The sequence below is a fragment of the Novosphingobium sp. genome (genome assembly GCF_039595395.1).
Taxonomy (GTDB): domain Bacteria; phylum Pseudomonadota; class Alphaproteobacteria; order Sphingomonadales; family Sphingomonadaceae; genus Novosphingobium.
In genome coordinates, this window is sequence record NZ_JBCNLP010000001.1 from 3,055,920 (window position 1) to 3,081,556 (window position 25,637).

The following is a 25,637-nucleotide window of genomic DNA, read 5'->3' on the forward strand; positions in this document are numbered from 1 at the left end:
CACAATTTCCCGTTTTGGCCCCGCCGAAAACGCTGCCGGAGCCGCTCATGCCCGCAGCGGCCACAGGACGAGATGTCGCGTGTATCAGCAGCCCGCTCACAATGGGGCCTTCCGTCCCTCTTTCCGCCGGCAGGTGCTGCTGCCGGTGGCCTTGCTGGCGCTGGCGGTGGTGGGCTTTACCTTTGGCGGCCTGCTCTGGGCCACGCGAACCAGCGATGCCGTCATGCTGGAGCATCAGTCCGAGCTGGCGCGTCAGGCGCTTTCCAGCAGCGCCGACGAACTGGCCTATGAGCAGCAGGGCATCGCCATATGGGGGCAGCTCATCCAGCATCTTGCCGCCAAGCCGATCGACCCGCGCTGGCTCGACCGCGAGGTGGGCGGCTGGCTGCGCGACATGTACCATCACGACATGACCTTCATCCTCGATGCCGAGGGCAGGCCCGTCTACGCCTTCGAGGAAGGCCGGCAGGTGCCCACCGCGCGTTACGGGCGGGTGGAGAAGGATCTGGCGCCCTTCCTCGCCGTGGTGCGCGACCAGAAGGCGCCGGGCGGCCGCGCCGATTACGGCCATGTCCCGCGCCGCCGCTCCACCGTGCTGACCCGCGCCAGCACCACCTATGCCAGCGACACGACGCAGGTGACCGGCCTGCCCGCCATCGCCAGCGTGATGCGCATCGGCGGCAGCAATGAGACGGGCCCGCATTTTCTGGTCAGCGTCCGCTTTCTCGATGCGCGATATCTGCAACGTCTGGCGACATGGAACATGCTCAAGGGCCTGCGCCTGTCCCTGAACGCCGCCCCCCGCTCCGGCGAGACCGGCATCGAAATCCGTGACCAGATGGATGAGCGGCTCGGCTTCCTGTTCTGGCGCGCCGATGTGCCCGGACGGCTGATCACCCGCTATCTGGGGCCGATGGCGGGGCTGGTGCTGCTGGTGATGCTGGGCGCGATGGCCACGCTGGTCTGGTCGCTGTGGCGCTCGGGCAAGCGGCTGTCGGCGGCAGTGCTCGACCTGCAGGCCAGCGAGGCACAGGCGCAGCATCTGGCCTTTCATGACGTGCTCACCGGCCTTGCCAACCGCGCCCTGTTTCACGACCGGCTCGACCAGGCGCTGGCCCGCGCGCGGCGGGGCAAGCGCTGCGCGGTGCTGGCGCTCGATCTCGACCGGTTCAAGCAGGTGAACGACACGCTGGGCCATGCCGCGGGCGACGCGCTGATCCGCGACTTCGCGCAGCGCCTCTGCGAAACGGTGCGCGCCTCGGACACGGTGGCGCGGCTGGGGGGCGACGAGTTCTGCCTGCTGGCCTGCGACATCGAGGACGATGCCGACATCCCCATCCTGTGCGAGCGCATTCTCGCCACCGTCGATGAGCCCTTCATGCTGATGGGCAGCCAGACCTTCGTGGGCGTCAGCATCGGCGTGGCCTGCACGCCCGACGCCGGGATGGATCGCGGCGAGCTGATGCGCAAGGCCGACATCGCGCTCTATCAGGCCAAGCATGGCGGGCGCGGGCGCTTCCAGATCTTCGTCCCCTCGATGGATGAGACCGTCCGGCTGCGCGGCCAGATCGAGGACGAATTGCGCCATGCCCTCACCACCGGCACCGGCCTTGCGGTGCATTACCAGCCCGAGATCGATGCGGGCAGCGGCAAGGTCATCGGGCTGGAGGCGCTGACCCGCTGGAACCACCCGACGCGGGGCATGCTGCCGCCCGAGCAGTTCATCCCCATCGCCGAGGAAACCGGGCTGATCCTGCCGCTGGGCGAATGGGTGCTGGCGCAGGCCAGCGGCATGGCGGCGCGGCTGCCCGAGCTTTTCGTGGCGGTCAATGTCTCGCCGGTGCAGTTGCGCGTGCCGCTGGTGGCGGAGCGCTTTGTCGCCATCGTGGCGCAGGCCGGATGCCGCCCGGCGCAGATCGAGCTGGAAATCACCGAAAGCGTGCTGCTGAGCGAGGATTCCCCCGCCGCAGACGCCATGCGCGCCCTGCGCGAGGCGGGCTTCCGCATCGCTCTGGACGATTTCGGCACGGGCTATTCCTCGCTCAGCCATCTGCGGCATTTCAAGATCGACAAGATCAAGATCGACCGCTCCTTCACCAACAATCTGGGCCATGATGCGGAGGCGGCGGCCATCGTCACCTCGGTCGTCACGCTGGGCCATGCCATGGGGCTGACGGTGACCGCCGAGGGCGTGGAGAACCGCGACCAGATGAGCCGCCTCTCCGAGGCGGGCTGCAACGAGCTGCAAGGCTATCTCTTCACCCCCGCCCTGCCCGAGGAGGCGGTGCTGGCCTTTATCGCCGGGCGGTCGGGCACGCGCAACGTCGCCTGAGGGCGGCTTGCCGCGTTGAGCGTTGCACCGGGCGCCGGGGCAAGGCAGCATACACATAACAATCGAGGAGGCTGAAATGGGGCGTGTCAGAGTCGCGGGTTTTTCCCTCTCGCTGGACGGTTTCGGCGCGGGGCCCGAGCAGAGCCTCGAAAACCCGCTGGGCCAGCGCGGCCCGGAGATGTTCACGTGGTTCTTCGGCACGAAAACCTTCCGCGCGATGACCGGCCGGGATGGCGGCTCGGACGGGGTGGATGAGGCGTTTGCCCATCGCTCGATGGATGGCTTTGGCGCCTTTATCCTGGGGCGCAACATGTTCGGCCCCATCCGTGGCGACTGGCCCGATGATGCGTGGAAAGGCTGGTGGGGCGACAATCCGCCCTATCACGCGCCGACCTTTATCCTCACCCACCACCCCCGCGCGCCCATTGTCATGGAGGGCGGCACCACCTTCCACTTCGTGACCGAAGGCATCGAGGTCGCGCTGGAGCGCGCACGCGCGGCGGCGGGCAGCGCGGATGTGAAGATCGGCGGCGGCGTGGCGACGGTGCGGCAATATCTGCAGGCGGGATTGGTCGACGAGATGCATGTCGCGCTCTCGCCGGTGTTGCTGGGCCGGGGTGAGGCTCTGTTCGCGGGGCTGGATCTGTCCGCGCTGGGCTATCGCGTGACCGAGTCCACCCCTTCGGAGCTGGCGACGCATCTTGTGATCAAGCGGGAATGAGGTGGCAGGCAAACCTGCGCGCCGGTGTTGCGTACACGGGTAAACCGCCCGGCGCTGATCCACCAAATGTTTGAAAAGTGGTAGCGGAGGAGGGACTCGAACCCCCGACACGCGGATTATGATTCCGCTGCTCTAACCGACTGAGCTACTCCGCCACACGTTGCCGCATGGGCTTTTCCGCCGCCTTTCGGATCGTCCGTCCGGGGCAGGCGCGGTCCTTAGGCGGGGGTTGCGCGGGGGTCAACCAGGAAAAATGCATCCCATGCATTTTCTTGTGCAGATGGGAGAGAACCCCCTCACCTCTCGCGCAACAGGGCGCGCAGGCACGCCCACGCACGCCATGCAGCGCACGGCATGTCAGAAACTTTCGGGCAAAAGCAAGGGGCGCGGATTAACCCCGGCAGGCTGTGCGGCTCAGATCTCGCCCTTGGCGCGGCGGATGGCGAACCACTTCTTCACGTTCTCGTTGTGCTGCTCGAGCGTGTCGGCAAAGGCATGGCCGCCCGTGCCGTCGGCCACCATATAGAGCGCCTGGGTTTTCGCCGGATGCAGCACCGCCTCGATGCTGGCGCGGCCCGGATTGGTGATGGGGCCCTTGGGCAGGCCCTTCATCGAATAGGTGTTGTAATCGTTCTGGGCGACGATCTCGCTGTGCAGGATGCGGCGGCCCAGCGGCTTGCCCCGCGTGATCGGGTAGATGATCGTCGGGTCGGCCTGCAGCGGCATATCCTGCCTCAGCCGGTTCTCGTAGAGGCCTGCCACCATCGCGCGCTCGGTGGGCTTGCCGGTTTCCTTCTCGACGATGGAGGCCAGCGTCAGCGCTTCCTTCGGCGTCTTTACGGGGATGGAGGGATCGCGCTTGTCCCAGGCTTCCTTCAGCAGCTTGGTCATGCCCGCCTGCATGCGGGTGACGACCTGCACGCGCGTCTCGCCCGCCTTCACATCATAGGTGTCGGGCAGGATCGAGCCTTCGTCAGGCACGGTCACCGGGCCGGTCAGCGCGCTTTGCGCCATCAGCCGTTCCTGCACCATGATGCTGGGCAGGCCCTCGGGCACGGTGACGAAGCGGCGCAGCGCCTCCTTCCCGGTCAGGATGCCGAAGATCTTCGATTCGCTGGCGCCCTTGGGCAGCAGGAACTCGCCCGCCTTGATATGGGCCTCGCTGCTGCCCATCAGGCGGACATGGAAGCGGAAGGCCCGCGCCGAATAGACCGCGCCCGAAGCCTGCAGCTTCACCGCCACATCGGACAGCTTGGCGCCATCAGGCACGATGAAATTCTTTTCGGCGGCCAGCGGCCCGGCGCCGTAATAGCCATGCAGCAGGGCGCCACCAGGCACCACAACCACCAAGGCGGCCACACCGGCCAGAATCAGAGAGGTCTTCTTCTTCATGCCGCTCAATATGCCGCCGAATTTAATGCCAGTTGGCCATCAGGCCGATATGTGACGGCGGGGCCGGGGTTCAAGCCCCCCGGCCCCCACTCCATCTCAGTCTTCGATCGCCTTGACGATCACGCTGGCATTGGTGCCACCGAAACCGAAGCTGTTGTTAAGCGCCGCGCGCACAACCCGCTTCTTGGCGACATGCGGCACCAGATCGACGCCATCGGTGCCCTCATCGGGCGTATCCAGATTGAGCGTGGGCGGCACGATCTGGTCGCGCAGGGCCAGAATGCAGAAGATCGTCTCGACAGCGCCAGCGCCGCCCAGCAGATGGCCGATGGCGCTCTTGGTCGAGGACATCGAGACACGGCCAATGTCATCGCCGAACAGACGGCGCACCGCGCCCAGCTCGATGGTGTCGGCCATCGTCGAGGTGCCATGGGCGTTGATGTAGTCGATGTCGGCCGTGGTCATGCCCGCCTTCTTCAGCGCCATCTCCATCGAGCGGTAGGCGCCGAAGCCCTCGGGATGCGGCGCCGTCACATGGAAGGCATCGCCCGAGAGGCCATAGCCCACCACCTCGGCATAGATCTTGGCGCCGCGCGCCTTGGCATGCTCATACTCTTCCAGCACGACCACGCCCGCGCCCTCGCCCATGACGAAACCGTCGCGGTCCTTGTCATAGGGGCGGCTGGCCTTTTCGGGCTCATCGTTGAAGGCGGTGCACAGGGCGCGCGCCTGGGCGAAACCGGCGATACCGATGGGGCAGATGGTGCTTTCCGCGCCGCCCGCCAGCATGATGTCGCAATCGTCATCCTTGATCATGCGCGCGGCGTCGCCAATCGAATGGGCGCCGGTCGAGCAAGCGGTGACGACCGCGTGGTTGGGGCCCATCAGGCCATATTTGATCGAGACCTGGCCCGAGATCAGATTGATCAGGCGGCCATGGACGAAATGCGGCGAGACGCGGGCCGGGCCCTTCTCGGCCAGCACCAGCGATTCGCTCTCGATGCCGGGCAGGCCACCGATGCCGCTGCCGATGCTGCAACCGGCGCGCAGCTTCATCGCTTCGGGCATGTCGATCAGGCCGGCGTCTTCCAGCGCCTGGCCCGCGGCGTCGATGCCGTAAACGATGAAGGGGTCGACCTGGCGCTGCACCTTGTGGTCCACGCGCTTGTTGGGATCGAAGCCATATTCATGATCTGCGGGCTTCACCTCGCAGGCGATATGACATTTCTGCCCCGTGGTGTCGAAGCGCGTGATGCGCCCCGCGCCCGACTTGCTCGCCAGCAGATTCGCCCAGGCGGTTTCCACGTCAGCCCCCAGCGGGGTGACCAGACCAAGTCCGGTGACAACGACACGACGCGTCATGAATGCTTTATCCTTCCTGCATCCCCGGCGCGAAACTTGCCGGGTTGAGACAGCAACAGGCCCAGCCCTCTCGGACCGAGCCTGCCATTCCCTCTGACGGACCCTTCAGGACCGGTTCATCGGCCTTCTGGTCATATAGGAACACTGGAACCTAAAACCAGTGCGCCTGCTTGCCGAGGGTTTTGGCGAGCTCTTGTGCTCGCCCTTGGGCGGCGGCATGGCGGGGCGTTTTATCGCGCCCTTGAGCCATATCCACCTGCCCCAGGGGCACCGGCCCACGCCTGTTGGGGCGCGGCCGGGAACCCGAAGGCTGAGGGATCAGCCCTTGTGCTCGTCGATGTACTTGATCGCGTCCGAGACGGTGCTGATCTTCTCGGCGGCATCGTCCGGGATCTCAACGCCGAACTCTTCCTCGAAGGCCATCACCAGCTCGACGATGTCAAGGCTGTCTGCGCCCAGATCGTCGATGAAGCTTGCGTCTTCGGTGACCTTCTCGGCCTCGACGCCCAGGTGCTCGACAACGATCTTCTTCACGCGGTCAGCGGTGTCGCTCATGGTATTCCCCTTAAGAAGCGGCAAAACAAAAAACTCTATCGGCCCACGCCACTAATGGCTGGCAAGGGCACTGGCAAGAGGCATAGCGAAAGCGGCGGCACCGGCGACCCGGCCTTATGCGACGCAATCGCGCTTTACAGCGGCGAAACGTGATTCGCAGGGATATTTGTGTGACCGATTGTCGCAGCAAACCCTGCCGAATCGCAGCCGTTCCGGGCTGTATGGGGCGCTCTTCCCGCCCCTGAAAGCCGGATGCGGCGGGCCGGTGCCCACCGCATCCGTATTCGTCTCAAAACGGATCAGCGCCATGTTGGCAAAAATGTGCGGAAGAGCACATTTTTGGTTCGGCACCGGCCCTCTCCCCCGCCCGGCCACCCACACGATACTGCCGATGGGTGGCCGGGCGGGGGAGAGGGCCGGTGCCGCGAAATCCGGCTTTCGCCGGATTTCACAACAAATCCTCAGCTCTTCGAAGGCTCGATCACGCGGATGTGAAGCTCGCGCAGCTGCTTGAGGCTGGCGGGCGCCGGGGCGTTCATCAGCAGATCCTCGGCACGCTGGTTCATCGGGAACAGCGTGACCTCGCGCAGATTCTGCGCGCCGCAGATCAGCATGACGATGCGGTCCACACCGGCGGCCATGCCGCCATGCGGCGGGGCGCCATACTGGAACGCGCGATACATGCCGCCGAAGCGATCCTCCACGTCCTGCTTGGAGAGACCCACCATCTCGAAGGCCTTGACCATCAGATCGGGGTGCTGGTTACGGATCGAGCCCGAAGCGATCTCGAAGCCGTTGCAGACCAGATCGTACTGGAAGGCCTTGATCGAGAGCGGATCACGCCCGTCGGTCAGCGCCTCGATCCCGCCCTGCGGCATGGAGAAGGGGTTGTGGGCGAAGTCGATGCTGCCCGGCTCCTCGCCTTCCTCGAAGAAGGGGAAGTCGACGATCCAGCATAGGCGGAAGGCGCCCTTCTCGATCAGGTCGAGCTGCTCCGCGCAGCGCGTGCGGGCAACGCCGGCCAGCTTGGCGGCCTGATCGGGCTTGCCGGCGGCGAAGAACAGGCCGTCGTCGGCACCCAGACCCAGCTCGGCATAGAGCTTTTCCATGCCTTCGGTGCCGTGATTCTTGGCGATGGGGCCGCCGAACTCGCCGCCCTTGCGGGTGACATAGCCCAGGCCCGCATAGCCTTCGCTGCGCGCCCATTCGTTCATCTCGTCGAAGAACTTGCGGCTCTTTTCGGCGGTGTTCGGGGCGGGAATCGCGCGGACCACGCCGCCGGTGCCGACGATCTTCTCGAACAGGCCGAAGCCCGAGGTCGTGAAGTGATGCGACACATCGCTGATGATCAGCGGGTTGCGCAGATCGGGCTTGTCGCTGCCATACTTCAGGATCGCGTCATCATAGGCGATGCGCGGGAACTGGCCGATGGGGGTCATGGCCTTGCCGTCGGCGAACTTCTCGAAGATGCCGCCGATCACCGGCTCCATCGTCTCCCACACCTCTTCCTGCGTGACGAAGCTCATTTCCAGATCGAGCTGGTAGAACTCGCCGGGCAGACGGTCGGCACGGGGGTCTTCGTCGCGGAAGCAGGGGGCGATCTGGAAATAGCGGTCGAAACCGGCCACCATCAGCAGCTGCTTGTACTGCTGGGGCGCCTGAGGCAGCGCGAAGAAGGTGCCGGGGTGGATGCGGCTGGGCACCAGGAAGTCGCGCGCGCCCTCGGGGCTGCTGGCGGTCAGGATCGGCGTCGAATATTCGGTGAAGCCGGTGTCTTCCATGGCGCGGCGCATGGCGCTGATCACCTGGGTGCGCTTCACGATGTTGGCGTGAAGCGTCTCGCGGCGCAGGTCGAGGAAGCGGTACTTGAGGCGGATTTCCTCAGGGTACTCCTGCTCACCGGCCACCGGCATCGGCAGCTCTTCCGCGCGCGAAAGCACGGTGGCGGCGCGGGCATAGACCTCGATGGCGCCGGTCGGCAGGTTGGGGTTGACGGTACCCTCGCTGCGGGCCTTCACCGTGCCGTCGATGGTCACCACGCTTTCGACGCGCAGCGAATCGAGGATGGCGAGCGCCGGACTGTCACTGTCGGCCACGATCTGGGTGATGCCGTAATGGTCGCGCAGGTCGACGAAGAGCACGCCGCCATGGTCGCGCTTGCGATGGACCCAGCCCGAAAGACGAATGTCCTGGCCCACCGCATCGCGGTTAAGGGCGCCACAGTTGTGCGAACGATAGGGATGCATCGAAGAAACTCTTTCCATAAGCCCCCTTTCCATGACGGAACCTTTGAGGCAGGGGAGTGCAACGCGCACCGACCGGCGCCGGACGCGTAGGGCGGCTAACAATGCAATGCCGCCTGTTTGTCAAGCCGAGAGGGGCATGTTCCCTCACCCATCCCTGCTCGAACGGCATCTGTCGTGACGGGCGCGGCTCGCATCCGGGCCAACGAAAGAACGAAAAGACGCATCATGAAGATTCACCCGCTGATCACCACCACCGACGCGCTGGCCGATCTGTGCGACCGCCTGTCGCAGGCCGATTTTATCTGCGTCGACACCGAATTCATGCGCGAGAGCACCTACTGGCCCGAGCTCTGCCTGATCCAGATCGCCGACAGCAAGGAAGCCGCCGCCATCGATCCCAAGGCGCCGGGACTGGACCTGTCGCCGCTGCTCGATTTGCTGGTGGACAATGAGGATGTCCTCAAGATTTTCCACGCGGGCGGGCAGGATGTGGAAATCATCTACAATCTGACCGGCAAGACCCCTCACCCGATTTTCGACACGCAGATCGCGATGATGGCCATCAGCCAGAGCGAGCAGATCGGCTATTCGAATCTGGTCGAGGCGTGGCTGGGCCTGACGATCGACAAGGGCGCGCGCTTCACCGACTGGAGCCGCCGTCCGCTGACCGAGCGCCAGATCGAATATGCCATCGGCGATGTCACCCATCTGGCGAAGATCTTCCCCAAGCTGCTGCAGCGCCTGATCAAGACCGGGCGCGGCGAATGGCTGGACGCGGAGATGGAAAAGCTGGCCGATCCAGCGAATTACGCCAATGATGCGGGCAATGCCTGGCTGAAGATCAAGGCCGCCGGGCGCAATCCCGCCATGCTGGGCCGCCTCAAGGCTCTGGCCGCATGGCGCGAGCATGAGGCGCAGGACAAGAACATCCCGCGCGGCCGCATCGCCCGCGACGAGACTCTGGCCGATATCGCCAGCCATCCGCCCAAGGCGCAGGCCGATCTGGCCAAGGTGCGCGGCCTCTCGCCGGGCTGGAAGGACAATGAGATCGGCAAGCGCCTGATGCAGGCCATCGACAATTCCAAGCCGCTGCATGAAGACGAGCTGCCCCCGCGCACCCCGCGCGGCGCCCCGCTGGGCAAGGAGGGCGCGCTGGTTGCCGATCTGCTGAAACTGCTGCTGAAGATCCGCGCGCGGGAGATCGACGTTGCCGCCCGCCTGCTGGCCCGCTCCGACGATCTGGAACTGCTGGCCGCTGGCGTCCGCAAGGATCTGCCGATTCTCGAAGGCTGGCGCGTGGGCGTGTTCGGCAAGGATGCGCTCGATCTGGTGGAGGGCAAGCTGGCCTTCGCCGTGGTCAATGGTCGCCTGAAAATGACGCATGTCGACGATGTGCCGCCTGTCGCCGCGCCTGCCGAAGCCCCTGCCCCCGAGACGGAGCAGTAAGGCGGATGCACGTCTATCAGCCCACCCTCAAGCAGTTGCAATATCTGGTGGCCCTGCATGAGCATGGCCATTTCGGCCGCGCCGCGGAGGCCTGTTTCGTCTCGCAATCGACGCTTTCGGCGGGGTTGCGCGATCTCGAAACGCTGCTGGGCGTGGTGCTGGTGGAGCGCACCAAGCGCAATGTCCGCTTCACCCCGCTGGGCAATTCGGTGGTCGAGAAATCGCACCGCATCCTGCGCGAGGCCGAGGAACTTTCCGACCTGATCCACTCCTCCAGCCAGCCCCTCTCGGGCGAGGTGCGGATGAGCGTGATCCCCACCATCGCGCCCTTCCTGCTGCCGCGCATGCTGCCCCGCCTGCGCCGCGAGCGCCCCAACCTCAAGCTCTTCCTGCGTGAGGAGCCCAGCGCTCAGGCCGTCGAGTCGCTGCATCATGGCCGCGCCGATTGCGTGCTGCTGGCCCTGCCCTTCGCCACCGGCGAGGTGGAGAAGGAAACCATCGAACTCGACGCGCTGTTTGTGGCCTTTCCCAAGGACGATCCGCGCGATCCGCCGCAGGAAATCCTGCCCGGCATGATCGAGGAAAACCGTCTGCTGCTGCTGGAAGACGGGCATTGCCTGAAGGATCACGCGCTGGCGGCCTGCAACCGGCCCGAACTGCGCGCTTCGGCGACGATGATCGGCACCTCGCTGCACACGCTGGTGCAGATGGTGGACAATGGGCTGGGCCTGACCATGCTGCCCGAAATGGCGCTGGATGCGGGCATTCTCAACGGCACCAATGTGGTGGCGCGCCCGCTGAAATCGGAGGCCGCCAACCGCGAGATCGCGCTGGTCTGGCGCAAGAACAGCCCCCGCTCGGAAGAATTTCGCCTGCTGGCCGAGGAATTGCGCGCCGGATGAGCGATAACCTCCCTCCTGAGTCGATGGACGAGATCGCCGACCTGCGCGGCGTCCCCCATACGGTGGTGGAGGATCTCTACGGCATCTTCATCGGCTGTGTGCTGATCGCGCTGGGGCTCTATCTGCTGCGCATGGCCGGGCTGATCACCGGGGGCGTGGCGGGGATCGCGCTGATGGTGTCCTATTTCGTGCCGTTCAGCGCCGGGCAGTTGTTTGCCATCATCAACCTGCCGATTTTCCTCGCTTTCTGGCGGATGCTGGGCACGGCCTATATTCTGCGCACCGTGGTCGCCACCATCGCCATCATGGCGCTGGTGCAGGTGGTCGCCGGGCAGATGATGATCGCCGCCATTGCCCCGCCGATGGCCTCGCTGGTGGGCGGCACCGTCACCGGCATGGGCGTGCTGGCCGTTACCCGCCATGCCACGGGCGTGGGCGGCAGCGCGGTGATCGCGCGCTGGCTCAGCCGCCTGAAGGGCTGGAATTTCGGCGCGATCTGCATGGGGATTGACGCCATGATCGTGACCGTCGCCTTCATCGTGCTGGGGCCCGAGCGGGGCATCTGGTCGCTGGTGGCGGCGCTCTCGATGAATGCGGTGGTGCTGGTCTGGCACCGGCCCGACCGCTATCTGGCCGACAGTTGACCGCACCCCAGCGGCGTCCGGCCTCACCGACAGGAACAGGCCCCGCGCTCGGGCATTAAGCTGCCGGGCGGCCCTGCAGCCGCTGATATCAGGAGCTTATCTTATGAACCGCAAGACCATGGCCACCCTCGTTCTGACCGGCCTTGCCTTTGCCGTGACCAGCGCCACCCCCGCGCTGGCGCGTCCGCATCATCCGCCCCGCAAGGTGTGCAAGACCGTGCGCGACCATCACCACGTCAAGCGTGTGTGCCGCTGGGTCCGCTAAAATTCGCGCGGGGCCGCTGCGGCGGCCCCGCCCTCAGTCCATATGCTTGAGGCCGACCCGCAGATAATCCCAGCCGGTGATGACCGTCAGGGCCGCCGCGACCCACAGCGTGACAAAGCCCACCGAAGCGGGTGTCAGCCAGCCCCCGGTGAAAGGCACCGACCAGCCGGGCACCGCCGGAATCAGGATCAGGCTGCCCAGCGACACCATCTGGAAGGTCGTCTTCCACTTGGCGAGCTGCGACACCGGCACCGAGACGCGGATGCCGCCCAGAAACTCCCGCAGGCCCGACACAGCGATCTCGCGCAGCAGAATCACCAGCGCGGCGATCACATGCACGCCGCCGATCACATTCTTGCCCGTCAGCACCAGGATCACGGCCGCGACCATGATCTTGTCGGCGATGGGGTCGAGGAAAATGCCCAGCTTCGACACCGTGCCCTTGGCGCGGGCCAGATAGCCGTCGAAATAGTCGGTGATGCCCATCAGGCAGTACATGCCATAGGCCAGACCATACCCCAGACGCCATGTCGGCCACCATAGCAGCCACACGAGCAGCGGGACGGCAAAGATACGCGACAGCGTCAGAACATTGGGCAAGGTCAGCATCGCCCAAGCCCATAGCGCGCAAAACGGCGAGGAAAAAGATGGGGCTGCAAAAACTCCTGTGGCAGGCATTTCACGCCCTGCCTTGCGAGACTCCTTGCGGGCCTGCCCATATCCGCTAAAGCCCTGAGCGATCCATCCATCATGCGGCAAAGCCCGCGTTCATTCTGCGGCTCCGGCCGTATCCGCTCTTGCGGCCCGCCCTGCATCCGCTAGGACTGCGCGGGAACGAACACCAGAGGGGCGCAAGCCAGTTTCCATGACCACATCCACGCATCTGGTGCGGCGCAGGCGTTTCCTGCCGCTGTTTGTCACCCAGCTGCTCGGCGCCTTCAACGACAATCTGTTCAAGAATGCGCTCGTGTTTTTCGTTGTTTACAGCGTCTATGATTCGGACAAGGCGGAGGCGAACTTCTCGGCCCTGTCCTCGTTCCTGTTCATCCTGCCCTTCTTCCTGTTCTCCGCGCTGGCCGGGCAACTGGCCGATATGCGCGACAAGGCCAGGCTGATCCGCTTCATCAAGCTGGCCGAGATCGGCATCATGACGGTGGGCGCCTGCGGGCTGCTACTGGCGTGGAAAGGCATGGTGGTGGAGGATGTGGCGGTGCCGCTGATGCTGCTGGCGCTGTTCGGCATGGGGGTGCATTCCACCTTCTTCGGGCCGATCAAATACGCCATCCTGCCGCAGCACCTGCATGAGAATGAGGTGCTGGCGGGTACGGGTCTGGTGGAAGCGGGCACCTATATCGCCATTCTGGTCGGCACGATTCTGGCGGGCTGGATTCCGGTGGAATGGGCGGCAGGCGGCGTGGTCGTCACCGCGCTGGTGGGCTATGCCTCCAGCCTGTCGGTGCCGCCCGCCCCGCCGCTGGTCGCGCCCGAGCCGCTCGATTTCCACATCTTCCGCTCCTCGGCCAATCTGGTGCGCAACACCATGCATGACCGGCGGGTGTTTCTGGCAATCATGGCGATCAGCTTCTTCTGGTCGATCGGCGCGATCCTCTTCATCGAGTTTCCGCCGCTGGCCAAGAATGTGCTCAACGCCAGCAAGGAGGTCGCCAGCCTGTTTCTGGTGATCTTCTCGATCGGCGTGGCGATCGGTTCGGTGTCGATCAATGCGCTGCTGAAAGGACGCGTCTCGGCGCGTTACAGCCCGATCGCGGTGCTGGTGATGGCATGCTTCGTGGTCGCTTTCGAGCAGACCTGCGTGATGTGGTCGCCGCCGCAGGATGGCGTGCTGATGGATGTGCCGCATTTCCTGACCCAGCCGCTGGCGCCGATGCTGCTGGGCACGCTGGGCGGCATCGCCATTTCGGGCGGCATGTTCGTGGTGCCGCTCTATGCGTTTCTGACGACCTTCGTGCACAAGTCGCAGGCCGCGCGCACCATTGCCGCCAACAACATCGTCAACTCCGGCGCGATGGTGGCGGGCGCCATTCTGGCTGCGGGCCTGAGCGCGCTGGGCGTGCTGGTGATCCAGCAGCTTTTGCTGGCCGCTGCCCTGTGCCTCGTTTCGGCGTGGCTGGCGCTGCGGCTGTGCCGTGCCGAGGGTTGCCCTTCGGCCTGACCCTTGTTGCGGGTGAGCGGCACGGCCCTCACCCGCCGTCACTCACCAGATAAACGCGCTCACCGCCAGAAAGCATGAGCAATAGGCCAGCAGGAACTGCCGCAGATCACGCGCGGTGATGCCGGCCAGAGCGCTGTTGCGGCGCTCGGCCAGCGCGGCGCGGAACGGATGCGCTCCGGCCCTGACAGGCGTTGGCACGTTGCGGCGCGCGGGCACAAAATGCCCGCTGCGCACATGCGGTGGCAGGCTTTGCAGAAAAGGATGACGGGCGGCTTCATCGCCCAGAACAAGCGAACGTCTCATGCCCCCGATGTTAAGAATTTCTTAACCTTTGGGGAAGCGATCCGCAGCCCGATCCCAGTCCCGCAGCGGGACACAGGCCCGAGAGTCCCATTATGGGACGGTCTTTCAGCCCTCCGAAAGACCGATGATATAGTCCCATTCCTCCTGCGTGATCACGCTGACCGACAGGCGCGACAAGCGGATCAGCTCGATCTCGGCAAGCTGCGGATCGGCCTTGATCTGCTTGAGCGACACCGGGCGCTTCAGCTTGCGCACCGGCTTCACCTTCACGCAGGCCCATTTACCGGTTTCATCGGTGGGGTCGATCAAGCCGCTCTGGCTGATCTCGCAAATGCCCACGATCTCCAGCCCGATGTTCGAGTGATAGAAAAAGGCCTGATCGCCCACCTCCATCGCGCGCAGATTGTTCGCCGCGCGGTGGTTGCGCACCCCGTCCCACGTCCCCTCGCCCTCTAAGACCAGTCTGTCCCAGGAATAGGCGTCGGGTTCGGACTTCATCAGCCAATGATTGATTTTGGTCATGCGCAAAGCTCTCGTTTGGCCTAAGGACGGTTCCAGCAGGGCAGACACCGGACACGGGCGCCCCAGACAGACACGGCCTTAGCGCCAACCGATATACAGGACTACCCATGGATCTCACCTCCCTCCCCGTCCTCTCGCTCGCCAGCGCGCCCGCGGATTTCGCGCGCGACATCGGGCAGAGCTTCCGCCAGTTCGGCTTTGCCATGGTGAAGGATCACGGCGTCGACCACGATCTGGTCGCCCGCGCCTGGGCGCTGACCGAGCAGTTCTTCGCCCTGCCCGAAGAGGAAAAGCGCGCCTACTTCCTCGCCAATGGCGGCGCGCGCGGCTACACTCCCTTCAAGACCGAGATCGCCAAGGGCGCCACCCGCCACGATCTGAAGGAATTCTGGCACGTCGGCCGCGACCTGCCCGAGGGCAGCCCGCTCGCCGGCCCCTCCATGCCGCCCAACATCTGGCCGACCAGGCCCGAGGGTTTCGAAAAGACCTTCCGCGAGCTTTACGCCGCGCTGGACCATGCCGGTGAGCGCATTCTCTCGGCCATCGCGGTGGATCTGGGGCTGGAGAAGCACTTCTTCGACCAGCCCATCTCGGATGGCAATTCGGTGCTGCGCCTGCTGCACTATCCCCCCATCGCCGATGCCACCGAAGGCGCCATCCGCGCCGGCGCGCATGAGGACATCAACCTCATCACCCTGCTGCTGGGCGCCGAGGAAGCGGGCCTCGAACTGCTGACCAAGAACGGCACCTGGATGGAGGTCGCCCCGCCGCCGGGTGCGCTGGTGGTCAACATCGGCGACATGCTGCAGCGCCTGACCAACCATGTGTTGCCCTCCACCACGCATCGCGTGCGCAACCCCACCGCGCAGCGCGCCGCCCATTCGCGCTATTCGATGCCCTTCTTCCTGCATCTGCGCTCCGACTTCCGCTTTGAAACGCTGCCCGGCTGCATCACGGCGGAAAACCCCGACCGCTATCCGGAGTCGATCACGGCGGACGACTATCTGCAGGAAAGGTTGCGGGAAATCGGTTTGAAGATGTAAGCCGAACCTCCCCCCAACAAGTCGGATGGCCCCATGACCGAAATCCTCTTCACCGCCCCCGCCCCCGCGATCGAGAAGCGGCTGGAAGGGCGCTTTACCCTGCATCGCCTGTGGGAAGCGTCCAACCGGGAGGATTTTCTGGCTCAGCTGGGCCCCCGCATCACCGGCATGGTCGCCACGAGCAAGGGCGGCCCGCTCGATGAGGACTTCCTGAACCATCTGCCCAATCTGCAGATCATCAGCAGCTTCGGCGTGGGATACGATCACCTCGATATCCCCGCCATCGCCGCGCGCCGCCTGATCGCCACCAACACGCCCGGCGTGCTGACGGAAGAAGTGGCCGACCTCACGCTGGGCCTGCTGCTGGCCACCATCCGCCAGATCCCCGCCGCCGAACGCCACCTGCGCGAGGGGCTTTGGCTGAAGGGCAGCTTCCCCCTCTCGCCCTCGCTGCGCGGGCGGCGCGTGGGCATCCTCGGCCTTGGCGATATCGGCCTTGCCGTCGCCCGGCGCCTGGAAGGCTTCGGCGTCGAGATCGACTACCACACCCGCCACAAGCGCGACGTGCCCTACGCCTGGCACGAAAGCCCCGTCACGCTGGCCGCCGCGGTCGATGTGCTGGTGGTGCTGACGCCGGGCGGCGATGCCACGCGCCACCTCGTCGGCACCGAGGTGCTGACCGAACTGGGCCCCGACGGCATCCTGATCAATGTCGCGCGCGGCAGCGTGGTGGATACCGAAGCCCTGATCGAGGCCCTGCAAAACGGCACGATCCTCTCGGCCGGGCTCGATGTGTTCGAGGATGAGCCCAACGTGCCGCAAGCGCTGCTCGACCAGCCGGGCGTGGTGCTGCTGCCGCACATCGGCTCGGCCTCGACGCTCACGCGCGAGGCGATGGCGCAACTGGTGGCCGACAATCTGGTGAGCTGGTTCGAGACCGGTCAGCCCTTGACGCCGGTGATCGAGACGCGGCCCTTTTTGCGCTGAAAAGGAAGAAGGGAAATGCGAGGGGGTTACCCCCTCGCGCTCCCATGACGTCTTCCGGCGCACAGGCAGTGGCGCCCGATCCGATTGCATGAACTCTCCACCTGCGCGACTTGACGCGCCGCAGGCAGGGTCACCTTGATCCAAAGGTTGTGCTGGGATCTTCAAGCCTGCGGCGCAGCGACCTTACTCTGCTGCCGAACCCTTGGCGCAACGCAGACATTCATGGGAGCGCGAGGGTGTAACACCCTCGCATCTTCCCTTTCCCCTTAAACCAAAAACCCCACCAACGGCTGCAGAAACAGGTGAACCCCGGTGGACGCAATCTCGGTGGTCACAAAACCATGGCGCCAGTACAGCCAGCCCCAGACCACGCCGGGCAGCACATAGCGCAGCAACCAATAGAGCAGCAGCGCCGGGCCGATCGCTCCCGCTTCACCCAGCCCAAGGTTGATACCAATGTTCGCCAGTTGCGCCACCAGCGCCGCCGCCAGCACCACCATCGGCGGCAAGGGGCGTGAGAACCGGCTCTGCAAAACCGCGATCAGTCCGCCGAACAGAAACAGGCGATAGATCACGCTTTCATTGAAGGCGCGCATCATAAACACCGTCAGCCGGCCCAGCAGCGGCATATGGGCATAGGCCATGGCGCCTGCGGGCATCAGCGGGCGCGCCACCACCAGATCGAGCAGCAGCACATAGGCCGCCATGCCCAGCGCCCAGAGCAGGCCGGCGCGAAGATGCGCAGCGGAGGACAGCCCGCCTTTTTGGGCAAACCATCCGCCCGCGAGCGCCAGCACCCCGACCAGCAGCACATGGATCGGCAGATGCCCGAAGCTGACAACACGCAGGCCCTGATCGAAAGGCAGCAGCACCGCGATACCCATCGCGGCCAGCGCAATCAGCAGGATCGATCTTTGAGGGAATGCAGCAGCCATGGCCTGGCCTTAGCCGCAAAGCCTTGAAAAAGCGCTTACCCGCCGCGCAAAAGCTGCACGCCCCAGTCGCGCTCGAACAGGTAGAGCAGCAGGCGGGCGGCTTCCCCGCGCTCGCCGACAAGGCCGCCGTCACGCTCCATCAGCAGGCGGGCGTCGTCATGCGCCATGGGCAGCAGGCGCTGGATCTGTTCGAGGCTGGCGGTGCGGAAGGGCGTGTCGCCCGACTGGCGGGTGCCCAAAAGTTCACCGCCACCGCGTAGACGCAGGTCTTCCTCGGCAAGGCGGAAGCCGTCCTGCGTTTCGCGCATCAGGGCCAGCCTTTCGCGGCCGACCTCGCTCAACGCCTCGCCGCGCAGCAGCAGGCAGGTCGATTTCTCGCTGCCGCGCCCGACGCGCCCGCGCAACTGGTGAAGCTGGGCAAGGCCGAAACGCTCGGCCTGCTCGATCACCATCAGCGTGGCATTGGGCACGTCCACGCCGACCTCGATCACCGTGGTCGCCACCAGCAGGCGCGCATCGCCTCGGGAAAAACGCTCCATGGCGGCGTCCTTCTCCTCGGGCTTCAACTGGCCGTGGACCAGCACGACATCATTGCCGAAATGCGCGGCCAGATCGGCATGGCGCGCCTCGGCGGCGGCGAGGTCGGCGGTTTCGCTTTCGCGCACCATCGGGCAGACCCAATAGGCCTGCTGCCCGGTCTCGAAATGGCGGCTGAGCGCGGCGACCACATCGCCGATCCGCTCCTGCGCCACCACGCGCGTGTCGATGGCCTGGCGGCCCGGCGGCAGTTCGTCCAGCCGCGACACATCCATCTCGCCATATTGCGCCAGAGTCAGCGTGCGCGGGATCGGCGTGGCGGTCATGGCGAGGCAATGAGGCGTGGCCTTGCCCTTTTGCGTCAGCATCAGCCGCTGGCCGACACCGAAGCGATGCTGCTCATCGATCACCGCCAGCGCGAGGTTCTTATAGGCCACCGCATCCTGAAAGATGGCATGCGTGCCCACCACCATATCGATGCTGCCGTCCATCAGGCCCATCAGGATGCCCTCGCGGGCCTTGCCCTTGTCGCGCCCGGTCAGCAGGGCGATGTTGACGCCGGTGGGCGCGGCCATGCGGCGCAAAGTCTCAAAATGCTGGCGGGCAAGGATTTCCGTGGGCGCCAGCAGCGCGGCCTGAGCTCCCGCCTCCACCGCGATCAGCATGGATTCCAGCGCCACCACCGTCTTGCCGCTGCCCACATCGCCTTGCAGCAGGCGCAGCATCGGGGCGCTCTGGGCCAGATCGCCCTCGATCTCGGCGATGGAGCGGCGTTGCGCGCCGGTCAGCGCGAAAGGCAGCGCCAGTTTCGAGCGCAGTCGCCCGTCGCCCTGCAAAGGCTGGCCCTTGCTGCGGCGATTGCTGGCGCGCACCAGCATCAGCGCCAGAGAATTGGCCAACAACTCATCATAGGCGAGGCGGTCGCGCGCCTTGGGATCTTCGCCACGATGCGCGCCCAGCACGGCGGGCTGCCAATCGGGCCAACCCTGCTTGGTTTTCAACGAGGGTTCGATCCATTCGGGCAGTTCCGGCACATGCGTCAAAGCCTGCTGCACCAGCGCGCCCAGACGTCCCTGAGTCATCCCTTCGGACAAGGGATAGATCGGCTCGATGGTCTTGCCCATCGCGGCCGTGCTGTCCTCGCCCACATGCTCGGGGTGGACGATCTGCAGGCTCTGCCCGAACTGGTCCAGACGCCCGGCGATCCAGCGCGGCTCGTTCAGCGGCAATTGCTTGCGCGCCCAGCCCGCATTGCGCCCAAAATAGACCAGAGCGCAGACATTCCCCGCCCGGTCCTGCGCCATCACCCGAAAGGGCGCGCGGGGATTGCCGCCGCCGCGATAATCGACGGGCGTCAGCTCCACGATCACCTGCTCGCCCACCGCGCTTTCCTCCAGCGCGTTCAGCACCCGGCGGCTGACGAAACGGTCGGGCAAATGATAGACGAAATCGCGAATCCGGTTGAGCCCAAGCTTGGCCAGAGGCTTGGACAACCCCGCCCCCACGCCTTTCAACGCTTCGGCACCGACAAACAGGGGATTGAGCTCTTCGGGACGCATGCCGCCCTCATAAAGGCGGATAAGGATTTTTCCAGCCGCGTTCCCGCTTTATTCCACTGTTCCAAATCACTGTTGATCTGGCGCCCGCCCCGGCCTAACCCGCCCCCATGACCGACTCCCAAGCCCATCAGGACCGCCTCAAGCGCCTCCATTTCCGCGCCTGGCATCGCGGCACGCGTGAGGCCGACTATATGATCGGCTGCTTCTTCGACCGCTTCCATGCCGAATGGAGCGAGGCTGACCTCGTCTGGTTCGAGACCCTGATCGAGGAAGAGGATGTCGATATCCTCGGCTGGGCACTGGGCTCGCTGTCCGTGCCGCAGGAGTATCAGGGCGCGCTGATGGAGCGCATGCGCAAGCTGGATTACGTCGACATTCCGCGCTGAACGATCCGCGCCGGATCGGAACAAAACGCAAACCAACGCCTTCCCCTCAAGCGCTGACTGCCCTAAAGGCGTCTGCACTCCCCTGCCCGCCGAATCGGCGCGGCGGGTTTTCTGCCGTGCCCGGATCTGACGCCGAAACCCTGACGAAAGCGCTGTTGCCATGCCCGATATCTCCCGCATCCTTGCCGCCAAGAGCCCGCTGACGCTGGCCGGGCTGGTGCGCGGCGCCCAGCCCATGGTGCTGGCCGATCTGGCACGGGCAGCGGCGGTGAAACAGGGCCGCGCGGTCTTCGTCGCCGCCGACGATGCCGCCATGCGCGCCATCGGCGACGCGGCCAAAATCTTCGCCCCCGAACTGGAGGTGGTGGAATTCCCCGCGTGGGACTGCCTGCCCTATGACCGCGCCAGCCCCGCCGTCTCGATCTCCACCCGCCGTCTGGCCGCCTTGCACCGGCTGCAGCAGAAGGTGGAGGCGCCGCAACTGCTGCTCACCACCGTGGGCGCGATCACCCAGCGCGTGCTCACGCCCTTCCGCATCCGCGAATCGGTGCGGCTGCTCAAACCCGGCGTGGAAATCGGGCGCGAGAGCCTGACCGCCCTGCTCGCCCGCGCCGGCTATGCCCGCACCGACACGGTGGCCGATGCCGGCGAATATGCGGTGCGCGGCTCGATCTTCGACATCTTCCCCAGCGGTCTGGATCAGGGCTTGCGCCTCGATTTCTTCGGCGACGAGATCGAGACGATCCGCCTCTTCGATCCCGCCACCCAGCGCACCACCGGCACGCTGCCCCAACACCTGCTGCTGCCCGCCAGCGAGGCGCTGCTCGATGACGAGAGCATCAAGCGCTTCCGCAGCCGCTATCGCGAGCGTTTCGCCGCCCATGCCACCACCGACCCGCTCTATCAGGCGGTGAGCGACGGACGCCGTCTGGCGGGCATGGAGCATTGGCTGCCGCTGCTGGAAGACCGTCTGGTGACGCTGTTCGACCATCTGGGCGAGGCCGATCTGCTGCTGGTGGAAGCCGGAGCGCAAGGCGCCATCGAGGAACGTCTGGCCGACGTCACCGATTACCACCATTCGCGCGCCGACCCGGAAACCCAGAAGAAATCGGGCGCCTATCGCCCACTGCCCGCCGATGCCCTGTACCTGACTCAGGATGAAATCGCGCGCAGCCTGCAAGGCTGGCCCGCGCATACGGCCCAGCCTTTCCCCCAGCCCGACAGCGCCAACACGGTCGATTTCGCCTTCAACGGCGCGCGCGATTTCGCCCCCGAACGCGCACGCGGCGACAACGCTTACGAGGCCGCCGCCAAGCATCTGATCGCTCAGGCCCGCATGGGCAAGAAGGCGGTGCTGGCTTGCTATTCCACCGGCAGCCGCGCGCGCATCACGTCGATCCTTGGCGAGGCGGGCGAGGCCTTCAAGGCCCCCACCCCCGCTCTGGCCGATACGTGGCAGGAGGCTTTGGGCATTGCCGCCTCGGGCCGTGTCGCGGCTCTGGTGCTGCCGCTGGAAACCGGCTTTGCCAGCGAGAGCGTGGAGATCCTCACCGAGCAGGATCTGCTGGGCGACCGCCTTGTCCGCCGTAAGAAAAAGAAGAAATCCGCCGACGCCTTTCTGGCCGAACTCGCCGCGCTCAGCCCCGGCGATCTGGTGGTCCATATGGATCACGGCATCGGCAAATACGAAGGCCTGCAATCGGTGCCCGTCGGCGGCAGCCCGCATGATTGCGTGATGCTGACCTATGCCGGAGGCGACAAGCTCTACATCCCGGTCGAAAATCTCGATGTTCTGTCGCGGTTTGGCGCCGAGAATGAAGGCGTCGCGCTGGATCGCCTCGGCGGCGAGGCATGGCAGAAGCGCCGCGCGAAACTCAAGGAGCGCATCCGCGAGATCGCCCATGAGCTGCTGAAAACCGCCGCCCTGCGCGCCCTACGCACCGCTCCGGCGCTGGTCAGCGATCCGGCCAGCTTCGCGCCCTTTGTGGACCGCTTCCCCTGGGACGAGACCGAGGATCAGGAAGCCGCCATCGGCGACGTGCTGGAGGATCTGGCCAGCGGCAAGCCGATGGACCGCCTCGTCTGCGGCGATGTCGGCTTCGGCAAGACGGAAGTCGCTCTGCGCGCCGGTTTCGTCGCCGCCATGGCGGGCATGCAGGTGGCGGTGGTGGCACCCACCACGCTGCTCGCGCGCCAGCACCACAAGAGCTTTTCCGAACGCTTCGCCGGTTTCCCGCTGGAGGTGGGCCGCCTCTCGCGCCTCGTGCCCGAGAAGGAGGCCAGCGCCACCCGCGCGGGTCTGGCCGAGGGCAAGGTCGATCTGATTGTGGGCACGCATGCCCTGCTCGCCAAATCGGTGAATTTCAAGCGGCTCGGTCTGGTGATCGTCGATGAAGAACAGCGCTTCGGCGTCACCCATAAGGAGCGCCTGAAACAGCTGCGCGCCGACGTCCATATGCTGACGCTGACCGCCACCCCCATCCCGCGCACCCTGCAGATGGCGATGAGCGGCCTGCGCGAACTCTCCACCATCCAGACGCCGCCCGTCGATCGCCTTGCGGTGCGCACCTATGTGATGGAATGGGACGAGATGGTGATGCGCGAGGCCTTGCTGCGCGAACACCATCGCGGCGGGCAGAGCTTTATCGTCGTCCCCCGCATCTCCGACATGGCCGAGGTCGAGGAATGGCTGCGCACCTATGTGCCTGAGGTGAAATATGTTTCCGCCCATGGCCAGATGGCGGCCAGCGAGGTGGAAGAGCGCATGAGCGCTTTCTATGAGCGCAAGTACGATGTGCTGCTCTCCACCACCATCGTGGAAAGCGGGATCGATATTCCCAGCGCGAACACGATCATCATCCATCGCGCAGACCGTTTCGGCCTTGCCCAGCTTTACCAGCTTCGCGGGCGCGTTGGGCGTTCGAAATTGCGCGCCTATGCCTATCTCACCACGGCGGCGGGCAAGGGCATGACCGACACCGCCGAAAAGCGCCTGAAGGTGCTGGGCGATCTGGACTCGCTGGGCGCCGGTTTCCAGCTTGCCAGCCACGACCTCGACATTCGCGGCGCGGGGAACCTGCTTGGTGATGAGCAGTCGGGCCATATCCGCGAGGTCGGCTTCGAACTCTACCAGTCCATGCTGGAAGACGCGATCCTCGCCGCCAAGGCAGGCGAAATCGGCCTTGAGCGCGACAGCACCAAGGGCCTCTCGCCGCAGATCACCGTCGATGCGCCGATCATGATCCCCGAGGAGTACGTGCCGGATCTCGCCGTCCGCATGGCGCTCTACCGCCGCCTCAACGATGCCGAGGATGGCGCCGAGGTCGAGGCCCTCTCCGCCGAGATGATCGACCGCTTCGGGCCTTTGCCGCAGCCCACGATCAACCTCATCCAGCTGATCCAGATCAAGCGTCAGGCCATCGAGGCGCATATCGCCAAGATCGACGTGGGCGCGAAGGGCACTCTGGTGTCGTTCCACAATGACTCCTTCCCCGATATTGCCGGTCTGGCCGCCTATGCCGCGCGGCTGGAGGGCACGATCAAGCTGCGGCCCGACAGCAAGCTGATCGTCAGCCGCGCATGGGGCGATCCCAAGGCGCGGTTGAACGGGTTGCTGCAACTGACCAAGGGGTTGAGTGCGATTTTGAAGAAGAAGAGGAAGTAAGGAAGATGCGAGGGGGTTACCCCCTCGCGCTCCCATAACGTCTTCCGACGACAGGGCCGTGGCACCCGATCCGCGTGCACAAACTCTCCACCCGCGCAACCTAAAGCGCCGCAGGCAGTGTCACCATGATCCAAAGATGGCGCTGGCAATCTTCAAGCCTGCGGCGCAGCGACCTTGCTCTGCTGCCGAACCCCATGCGCCAACGCTGACAAAAAATGGGAGCGCGAGGGTGTAACACCCTCGCACTTACCCTTCCTTCCTACTGCCCCAAAGCCAGCTTCAAAAACGCCTCGGCACTCATCGGCTGAGCCCGCACGAAGCCCTGATAATAGGCGCAACCCTCGCGCGCCACGGCCAGCCGCTGGGGCTCACTCTCGATGCCTTCGGCGATCACTTCCAGATCCAGCGCATGCGCCATCGCAGCAATCGCGCGCAGCACCGCCAGATCGCGCGGGTCCTCGGTGATGCCGTCCACCATCGAGCGATCCAGCTTCAGATAGTGCAACGGCAGCGTTTTGAGATAACGGAAGTTGCAAAACCCCGCCCCGAAATCGTCCAGCGCGATGCGGATATCCTGCGCGGCAAGGTCCGACAGAGACCGCTCGGCAAGGCTCATGTCCGAGACCAGCACCTGCTCGGTCACTTCCAGCGTGAGGCGGTCGTTGGGAAAGCCGGTCTTGCCCAGAGCGCGGCCCAGATCGAAGGGAAAGCTTCCAGCCGACAAATCCGCCGCCGTCACGTTCAACGATAAACGCAAAGGCGCAGGCCAAGCCGCCGCCGCCTTCAGCGCCTGCTCGGCGATATGGCGTGACAGGGGCACGACATGATCGGCCCGCTCGGCAATCGCAAACAAAGCGCCCGCCCCGATGCGGCCCAGCTTGGGGTGGTTCCAGCGCGCCAGAGCTTCCGCGCCGGAGAGGCGCTCCTCGGCCTGCTCGCCATCTGGGCCGGATTGCCAGTTCAGCGCGAATTGCGGCTGGAACAGCACCTCGATTTCCTTGCGGTCGATGGCGCGCAGCAGATCGGCTTCCAGCTCGGCGGCGGTGCGCCCGGCGCGGGTGGTCTCGCCATCGGCCCACATCACGCGCAGGCCCTGGTGGCGCTGGGCCACGGCAAAGGTCTGCGCCAGACGGTCGAGCACGCTCTCGGCGCCCTCATCCTTCAGCACGCGCAGCAGCGCCAGCCGGGGCGAGAGCCGCAACGTACCGCCCCGCCGCACCAGAGGACGCGCCACGCGGTCAGCCAGTTGCTCGGCGAACATCTGCCAGCGCTCGCGGCTGCAGGGTTCGTCGGCGATCAGCAGGAAGGTGCCACCGGGCGCGCGGGCGGCCATCCACGGGCCGGTCAGTTCGGCTTGCGCGAATTGCGTCAGGCGGCGCGCCACCTCGACCAGAGCATCGTCACCCGCCGCCGCGCCATAGGCCAGATTGACCGTCTCGAAGCGCCGCAACCCCAGCAACAGGGCGTGGAAGCGCGTGGCGGGGATCGGCTCGTCGGGGGCCTGCCCGGCATTCTCCGCCCATTCGGCCAGCCTTTCGCGCGCCATGTCCAGCCCCGGCAGGCCGGTGAGCGCATCGCGCATATCGTCGAGGTCCAGTTGCGCGTCATCCATGGGTGATCGGTCCGGTGGCGGCGGAAACGGCTCCCGCGCCGAATCAGCTTC

21 protein-coding genes and 1 tRNA gene are annotated in these 25,637 nt (G+C 65.5%); 11 read left to right on the plus strand and 11 right to left on the minus strand.

Annotation, left to right across the window (positions count from 1 at the left end):
- Window positions 1-79: 79 nt before the first annotated feature.
- Together ABDW49_RS14130 and ABDW49_RS14135 are read left to right on the plus strand one after the other, a co-directional pair.
- Window positions 80-2,332, plus strand: coding sequence for an EAL domain-containing protein (locus ABDW49_RS14130; protein WP_343612657.1), 2,253 nt, complete (start codon window positions 80-82; stop codon window positions 2,330-2,332).
- 76 nt (window positions 2,333-2,408) lie between these two features.
- The gene (locus tag ABDW49_RS14135) at window positions 2,409-3,053 is read left to right on the plus strand and encodes a dihydrofolate reductase family protein (RefSeq protein ID WP_343612658.1); all 645 of its coding nucleotides are present in this window, start codon (window positions 2,409-2,411) and stop codon (window positions 3,051-3,053) included.
- A gap of 78 nt (window positions 3,054-3,131) precedes the next feature.
- Here ABDW49_RS14135 and ABDW49_RS14140 read toward each other — a convergent pair.
- The 5 genes from ABDW49_RS14140 to aspS all read right to left on the minus strand — a co-directional run bounded on the left by ABDW49_RS14140 (window position 3,132) and on the right by aspS (window position 8,608).
- A tRNA-Met gene (locus tag ABDW49_RS14140) sits at window positions 3,132-3,208 on the minus strand.
- A 259-nt stretch (window positions 3,209-3,467) separates the two neighbouring features.
- Window positions 3,468-4,445 (minus strand): endolytic transglycosylase MltG, encoded by a 978-nt coding sequence (gene mltG, locus ABDW49_RS14145; protein ID WP_343612659.1) that lies wholly within the window; start codon window positions 4,443-4,445, stop codon window positions 3,468-3,470.
- Window positions 4,446-4,541: 96 nt separating this feature from the next.
- Entirely contained in the window at window positions 4,542-5,807 is a 1,266-nt protein-coding gene (gene fabF, locus ABDW49_RS14150) for a beta-ketoacyl-ACP synthase II (RefSeq protein ID WP_343612660.1), read from the minus strand.
- Window positions 5,808-6,125: 318 nt separating this feature from the next.
- Window positions 6,126-6,362 (minus strand): acyl carrier protein, encoded by a 237-nt coding sequence (locus ABDW49_RS14155; RefSeq protein WP_068091019.1) that lies wholly within the window; start codon window positions 6,360-6,362, stop codon window positions 6,126-6,128.
- 461 nt (window positions 6,363-6,823) lie between these two features.
- Window positions 6,824-8,608 carry an aspartate--tRNA ligase gene (aspS, locus tag ABDW49_RS14160; RefSeq protein WP_343612661.1) on the minus strand — a complete coding sequence of 595 codons (1,785 nt, stop codon included), beginning with the start codon at window positions 8,606-8,608 and terminating at the stop codon, window positions 6,824-6,826.
- A 225-nt stretch (window positions 8,609-8,833) separates the two neighbouring features.
- Here aspS and rnd point away from each other — a divergent pair, with 225 nt between their 5' ends.
- The 4 genes from rnd (at window position 8,834) to ABDW49_RS14180 (ending at window position 11,865) form a co-directional block, all read left to right on the plus strand.
- Window positions 8,834-10,054 carry a ribonuclease D gene (gene rnd / locus ABDW49_RS14165; protein WP_343612662.1) on the plus strand — a complete coding sequence of 407 codons (1,221 nt, stop codon included), beginning with the start codon at window positions 8,834-8,836 and terminating at the stop codon, window positions 10,052-10,054.
- A gap of 5 nt (window positions 10,055-10,059) precedes the next feature.
- Window positions 10,060-10,956 (plus strand): hydrogen peroxide-inducible genes activator, encoded by an 897-nt coding sequence (locus ABDW49_RS14170; protein ID WP_068091014.1) that lies wholly within the window; start codon window positions 10,060-10,062, stop codon window positions 10,954-10,956.
- Window positions 10,953-11,600 carry a YitT family protein gene (locus ABDW49_RS14175; RefSeq protein ID WP_343612663.1) on the plus strand — a complete coding sequence of 216 codons (648 nt, stop codon included), beginning with the start codon at window positions 10,953-10,955 and terminating at the stop codon, window positions 11,598-11,600. Before ABDW49_RS14170 ends, ABDW49_RS14175 begins: the two co-directional genes overlap by 4 nt.
- A 103-nt stretch (window positions 11,601-11,703) precedes the next feature.
- Window positions 11,704-11,865: a hypothetical protein gene (locus ABDW49_RS14180; protein WP_343612664.1), complete on the plus strand. Its 162-nt coding sequence runs from the start codon at window positions 11,704-11,706 to the stop codon at window positions 11,863-11,865.
- A 33-nt stretch (window positions 11,866-11,898) separates the two neighbouring features.
- Here the strand turns inward: ABDW49_RS14180 and pgsA are convergent, their stop codons facing one another.
- Window positions 11,899-12,474: a CDP-diacylglycerol--glycerol-3-phosphate 3-phosphatidyltransferase gene (pgsA, locus tag ABDW49_RS14185; RefSeq protein ID WP_343612665.1), complete on the minus strand. Its 576-nt coding sequence runs from the start codon at window positions 12,472-12,474 to the stop codon at window positions 11,899-11,901.
- 256 nt (window positions 12,475-12,730) lie between these two features.
- Between pgsA and ABDW49_RS14190 the strand changes: the two genes are divergently transcribed.
- Window positions 12,731-14,038 (plus strand): MFS transporter, encoded by a 1,308-nt coding sequence (locus tag ABDW49_RS14190; protein WP_343612666.1) that lies wholly within the window; start codon window positions 12,731-12,733, stop codon window positions 14,036-14,038.
- A gap of 42 nt (window positions 14,039-14,080) precedes the next feature.
- On the opposite strand, the gene ABDW49_RS14195 is transcribed toward ABDW49_RS14190, so the two are convergent.
- Window positions 14,081-14,341, minus strand: coding sequence for a hypothetical protein (locus ABDW49_RS14195; RefSeq protein ID WP_343612667.1), 261 nt, complete (start codon window positions 14,339-14,341; stop codon window positions 14,081-14,083).
- A gap of 105 nt (window positions 14,342-14,446) precedes the next feature.
- The gene (locus ABDW49_RS14200) at window positions 14,447-14,863 is read right to left on the minus strand and encodes an EVE domain-containing protein (RefSeq protein WP_343612668.1); all 417 of its coding nucleotides are present in this window, start codon (window positions 14,861-14,863) and stop codon (window positions 14,447-14,449) included.
- A 107-nt stretch (window positions 14,864-14,970) separates the two neighbouring features.
- Between ABDW49_RS14200 and ABDW49_RS14205 the strand changes: the two genes are divergently transcribed.
- Window positions 14,971-15,906 carry a 2-oxoglutarate and iron-dependent oxygenase domain-containing protein gene (locus tag ABDW49_RS14205; protein ID WP_343612669.1) on the plus strand — a complete coding sequence of 312 codons (936 nt, stop codon included), beginning with the start codon at window positions 14,971-14,973 and terminating at the stop codon, window positions 15,904-15,906.
- A 33-nt stretch (window positions 15,907-15,939) separates the two neighbouring features.
- Window positions 15,940-16,893 carry a 2-hydroxyacid dehydrogenase gene (locus ABDW49_RS14210; protein WP_343612670.1) on the plus strand — a complete coding sequence of 318 codons (954 nt, stop codon included), beginning with the start codon at window positions 15,940-15,942 and terminating at the stop codon, window positions 16,891-16,893.
- A 266-nt stretch (window positions 16,894-17,159) separates the two neighbouring features.
- Here the strand turns inward: ABDW49_RS14210 and ABDW49_RS14215 are convergent, their stop codons facing one another.
- Window positions 17,160-17,828: a hypothetical protein gene (locus ABDW49_RS14215; RefSeq protein ID WP_343612671.1), complete on the minus strand. Its 669-nt coding sequence runs from the start codon at window positions 17,826-17,828 to the stop codon at window positions 17,160-17,162.
- 35 nt (window positions 17,829-17,863) lie between these two features.
- Entirely contained in the window at window positions 17,864-19,924 is a 2,061-nt protein-coding gene (gene recG / locus ABDW49_RS14220) for an ATP-dependent DNA helicase RecG (RefSeq protein ID WP_343612672.1), read from the minus strand.
- Between the two features lie 107 nt (window positions 19,925-20,031).
- Between recG and ABDW49_RS14225 the strand changes: the two genes are divergently transcribed.
- Together ABDW49_RS14225 and mfd are read left to right on the plus strand one after the other, a co-directional pair.
- Complete coding sequence (locus tag ABDW49_RS14225) at window positions 20,032-20,310, plus strand: succinate dehydrogenase assembly factor 2 (protein ID WP_343612673.1); 279 nt, start codon at window positions 20,032-20,034, stop codon at window positions 20,308-20,310.
- A gap of 160 nt (window positions 20,311-20,470) precedes the next feature.
- Window positions 20,471-23,974, plus strand: coding sequence for a transcription-repair coupling factor (gene mfd, locus ABDW49_RS14230; RefSeq protein ID WP_343612674.1), 3,504 nt, complete (start codon window positions 20,471-20,473; stop codon window positions 23,972-23,974).
- Window positions 23,975-24,233: 259 nt separating this feature from the next.
- Here mfd and ABDW49_RS14235 read toward each other — a convergent pair whose 3' ends face one another.
- Complete coding sequence (locus ABDW49_RS14235; protein WP_343612675.1) at window positions 24,234-25,586, minus strand: bifunctional diguanylate cyclase/phosphodiesterase; 1,353 nt, start codon at window positions 25,584-25,586, stop codon at window positions 24,234-24,236.
- Between the last annotated feature and the right edge of the window lie 51 nt (window positions 25,587-25,637).

Excerpts from the sequence above, each read along its gene's own strand:
- ABDW49_RS14135 (WP_343612658.1), top strand. The coding sequence starts at position 2,409 with ATGGGGCGTGTCAGAGTCGCGGGTTTTTCCCTCTCGCTGGACGGTTTC.
- mltG (WP_343612659.1), bottom strand. The coding sequence starts at position 4,445 with ATGAAGAAGAAGACCTCTCTGATTCTGGCCGGTGTGGCCGCCTTGGTG.
- fabF (WP_343612660.1), bottom strand. The coding sequence starts at position 5,807 with ATGACGCGTCGTGTCGTTGTCACCGGACTTGGTCTGGTCACCCCGCTG.
- ABDW49_RS14155 (WP_068091019.1), bottom strand. The coding sequence starts at position 6,362 with ATGAGCGACACCGCTGACCGCGTGAAGAAGATCGTTGTCGAGCACCTG.
- aspS (WP_343612661.1), bottom strand. The coding sequence starts at position 8,608 with ATGCATCCCTATCGTTCGCACAACTGTGGCGCCCTTAACCGCGATGCG.
- rnd (WP_343612662.1), top strand. The coding sequence starts at position 8,834 with ATGAAGATTCACCCGCTGATCACCACCACCGACGCGCTGGCCGATCTG.
- ABDW49_RS14170 (WP_068091014.1), top strand. The coding sequence starts at position 10,060 with ATGCACGTCTATCAGCCCACCCTCAAGCAGTTGCAATATCTGGTGGCC.
- ABDW49_RS14175 (WP_343612663.1), top strand. The coding sequence starts at position 10,953 with ATGAGCGATAACCTCCCTCCTGAGTCGATGGACGAGATCGCCGACCTG.
- ABDW49_RS14180 (WP_343612664.1), top strand. The coding sequence starts at position 11,704 with ATGAACCGCAAGACCATGGCCACCCTCGTTCTGACCGGCCTTGCCTTT.
- pgsA (WP_343612665.1), bottom strand. The coding sequence starts at position 12,474 with ATGCTGACCTTGCCCAATGTTCTGACGCTGTCGCGTATCTTTGCCGTC.
- ABDW49_RS14190 (WP_343612666.1), top strand. The coding sequence starts at position 12,731 with ATGACCACATCCACGCATCTGGTGCGGCGCAGGCGTTTCCTGCCGCTG.
- ABDW49_RS14195 (WP_343612667.1), bottom strand. The coding sequence starts at position 14,341 with ATGAGACGTTCGCTTGTTCTGGGCGATGAAGCCGCCCGTCATCCTTTT.
- ABDW49_RS14200 (WP_343612668.1), bottom strand. The coding sequence starts at position 14,863 with ATGACCAAAATCAATCATTGGCTGATGAAGTCCGAACCCGACGCCTAT.
- ABDW49_RS14205 (WP_343612669.1), top strand. The coding sequence starts at position 14,971 with ATGGATCTCACCTCCCTCCCCGTCCTCTCGCTCGCCAGCGCGCCCGCG.
- ABDW49_RS14210 (WP_343612670.1), top strand. The coding sequence starts at position 15,940 with ATGACCGAAATCCTCTTCACCGCCCCCGCCCCCGCGATCGAGAAGCGG.
- ABDW49_RS14215 (WP_343612671.1), bottom strand. The coding sequence starts at position 17,828 with ATGGCTGCTGCATTCCCTCAAAGATCGATCCTGCTGATTGCGCTGGCC.
- recG (WP_343612672.1), bottom strand. The coding sequence starts at position 19,924 with ATGCGTCCCGAAGAGCTCAATCCCCTGTTTGTCGGTGCCGAAGCGTTG.
- ABDW49_RS14225 (WP_343612673.1), top strand. The coding sequence starts at position 20,032 with ATGACCGACTCCCAAGCCCATCAGGACCGCCTCAAGCGCCTCCATTTC.
- mfd (WP_343612674.1), top strand. The coding sequence starts at position 20,471 with ATGCCCGATATCTCCCGCATCCTTGCCGCCAAGAGCCCGCTGACGCTG.
- ABDW49_RS14235 (WP_343612675.1), bottom strand. The coding sequence starts at position 25,586 with ATGGATGACGCGCAACTGGACCTCGACGATATGCGCGATGCGCTCACC.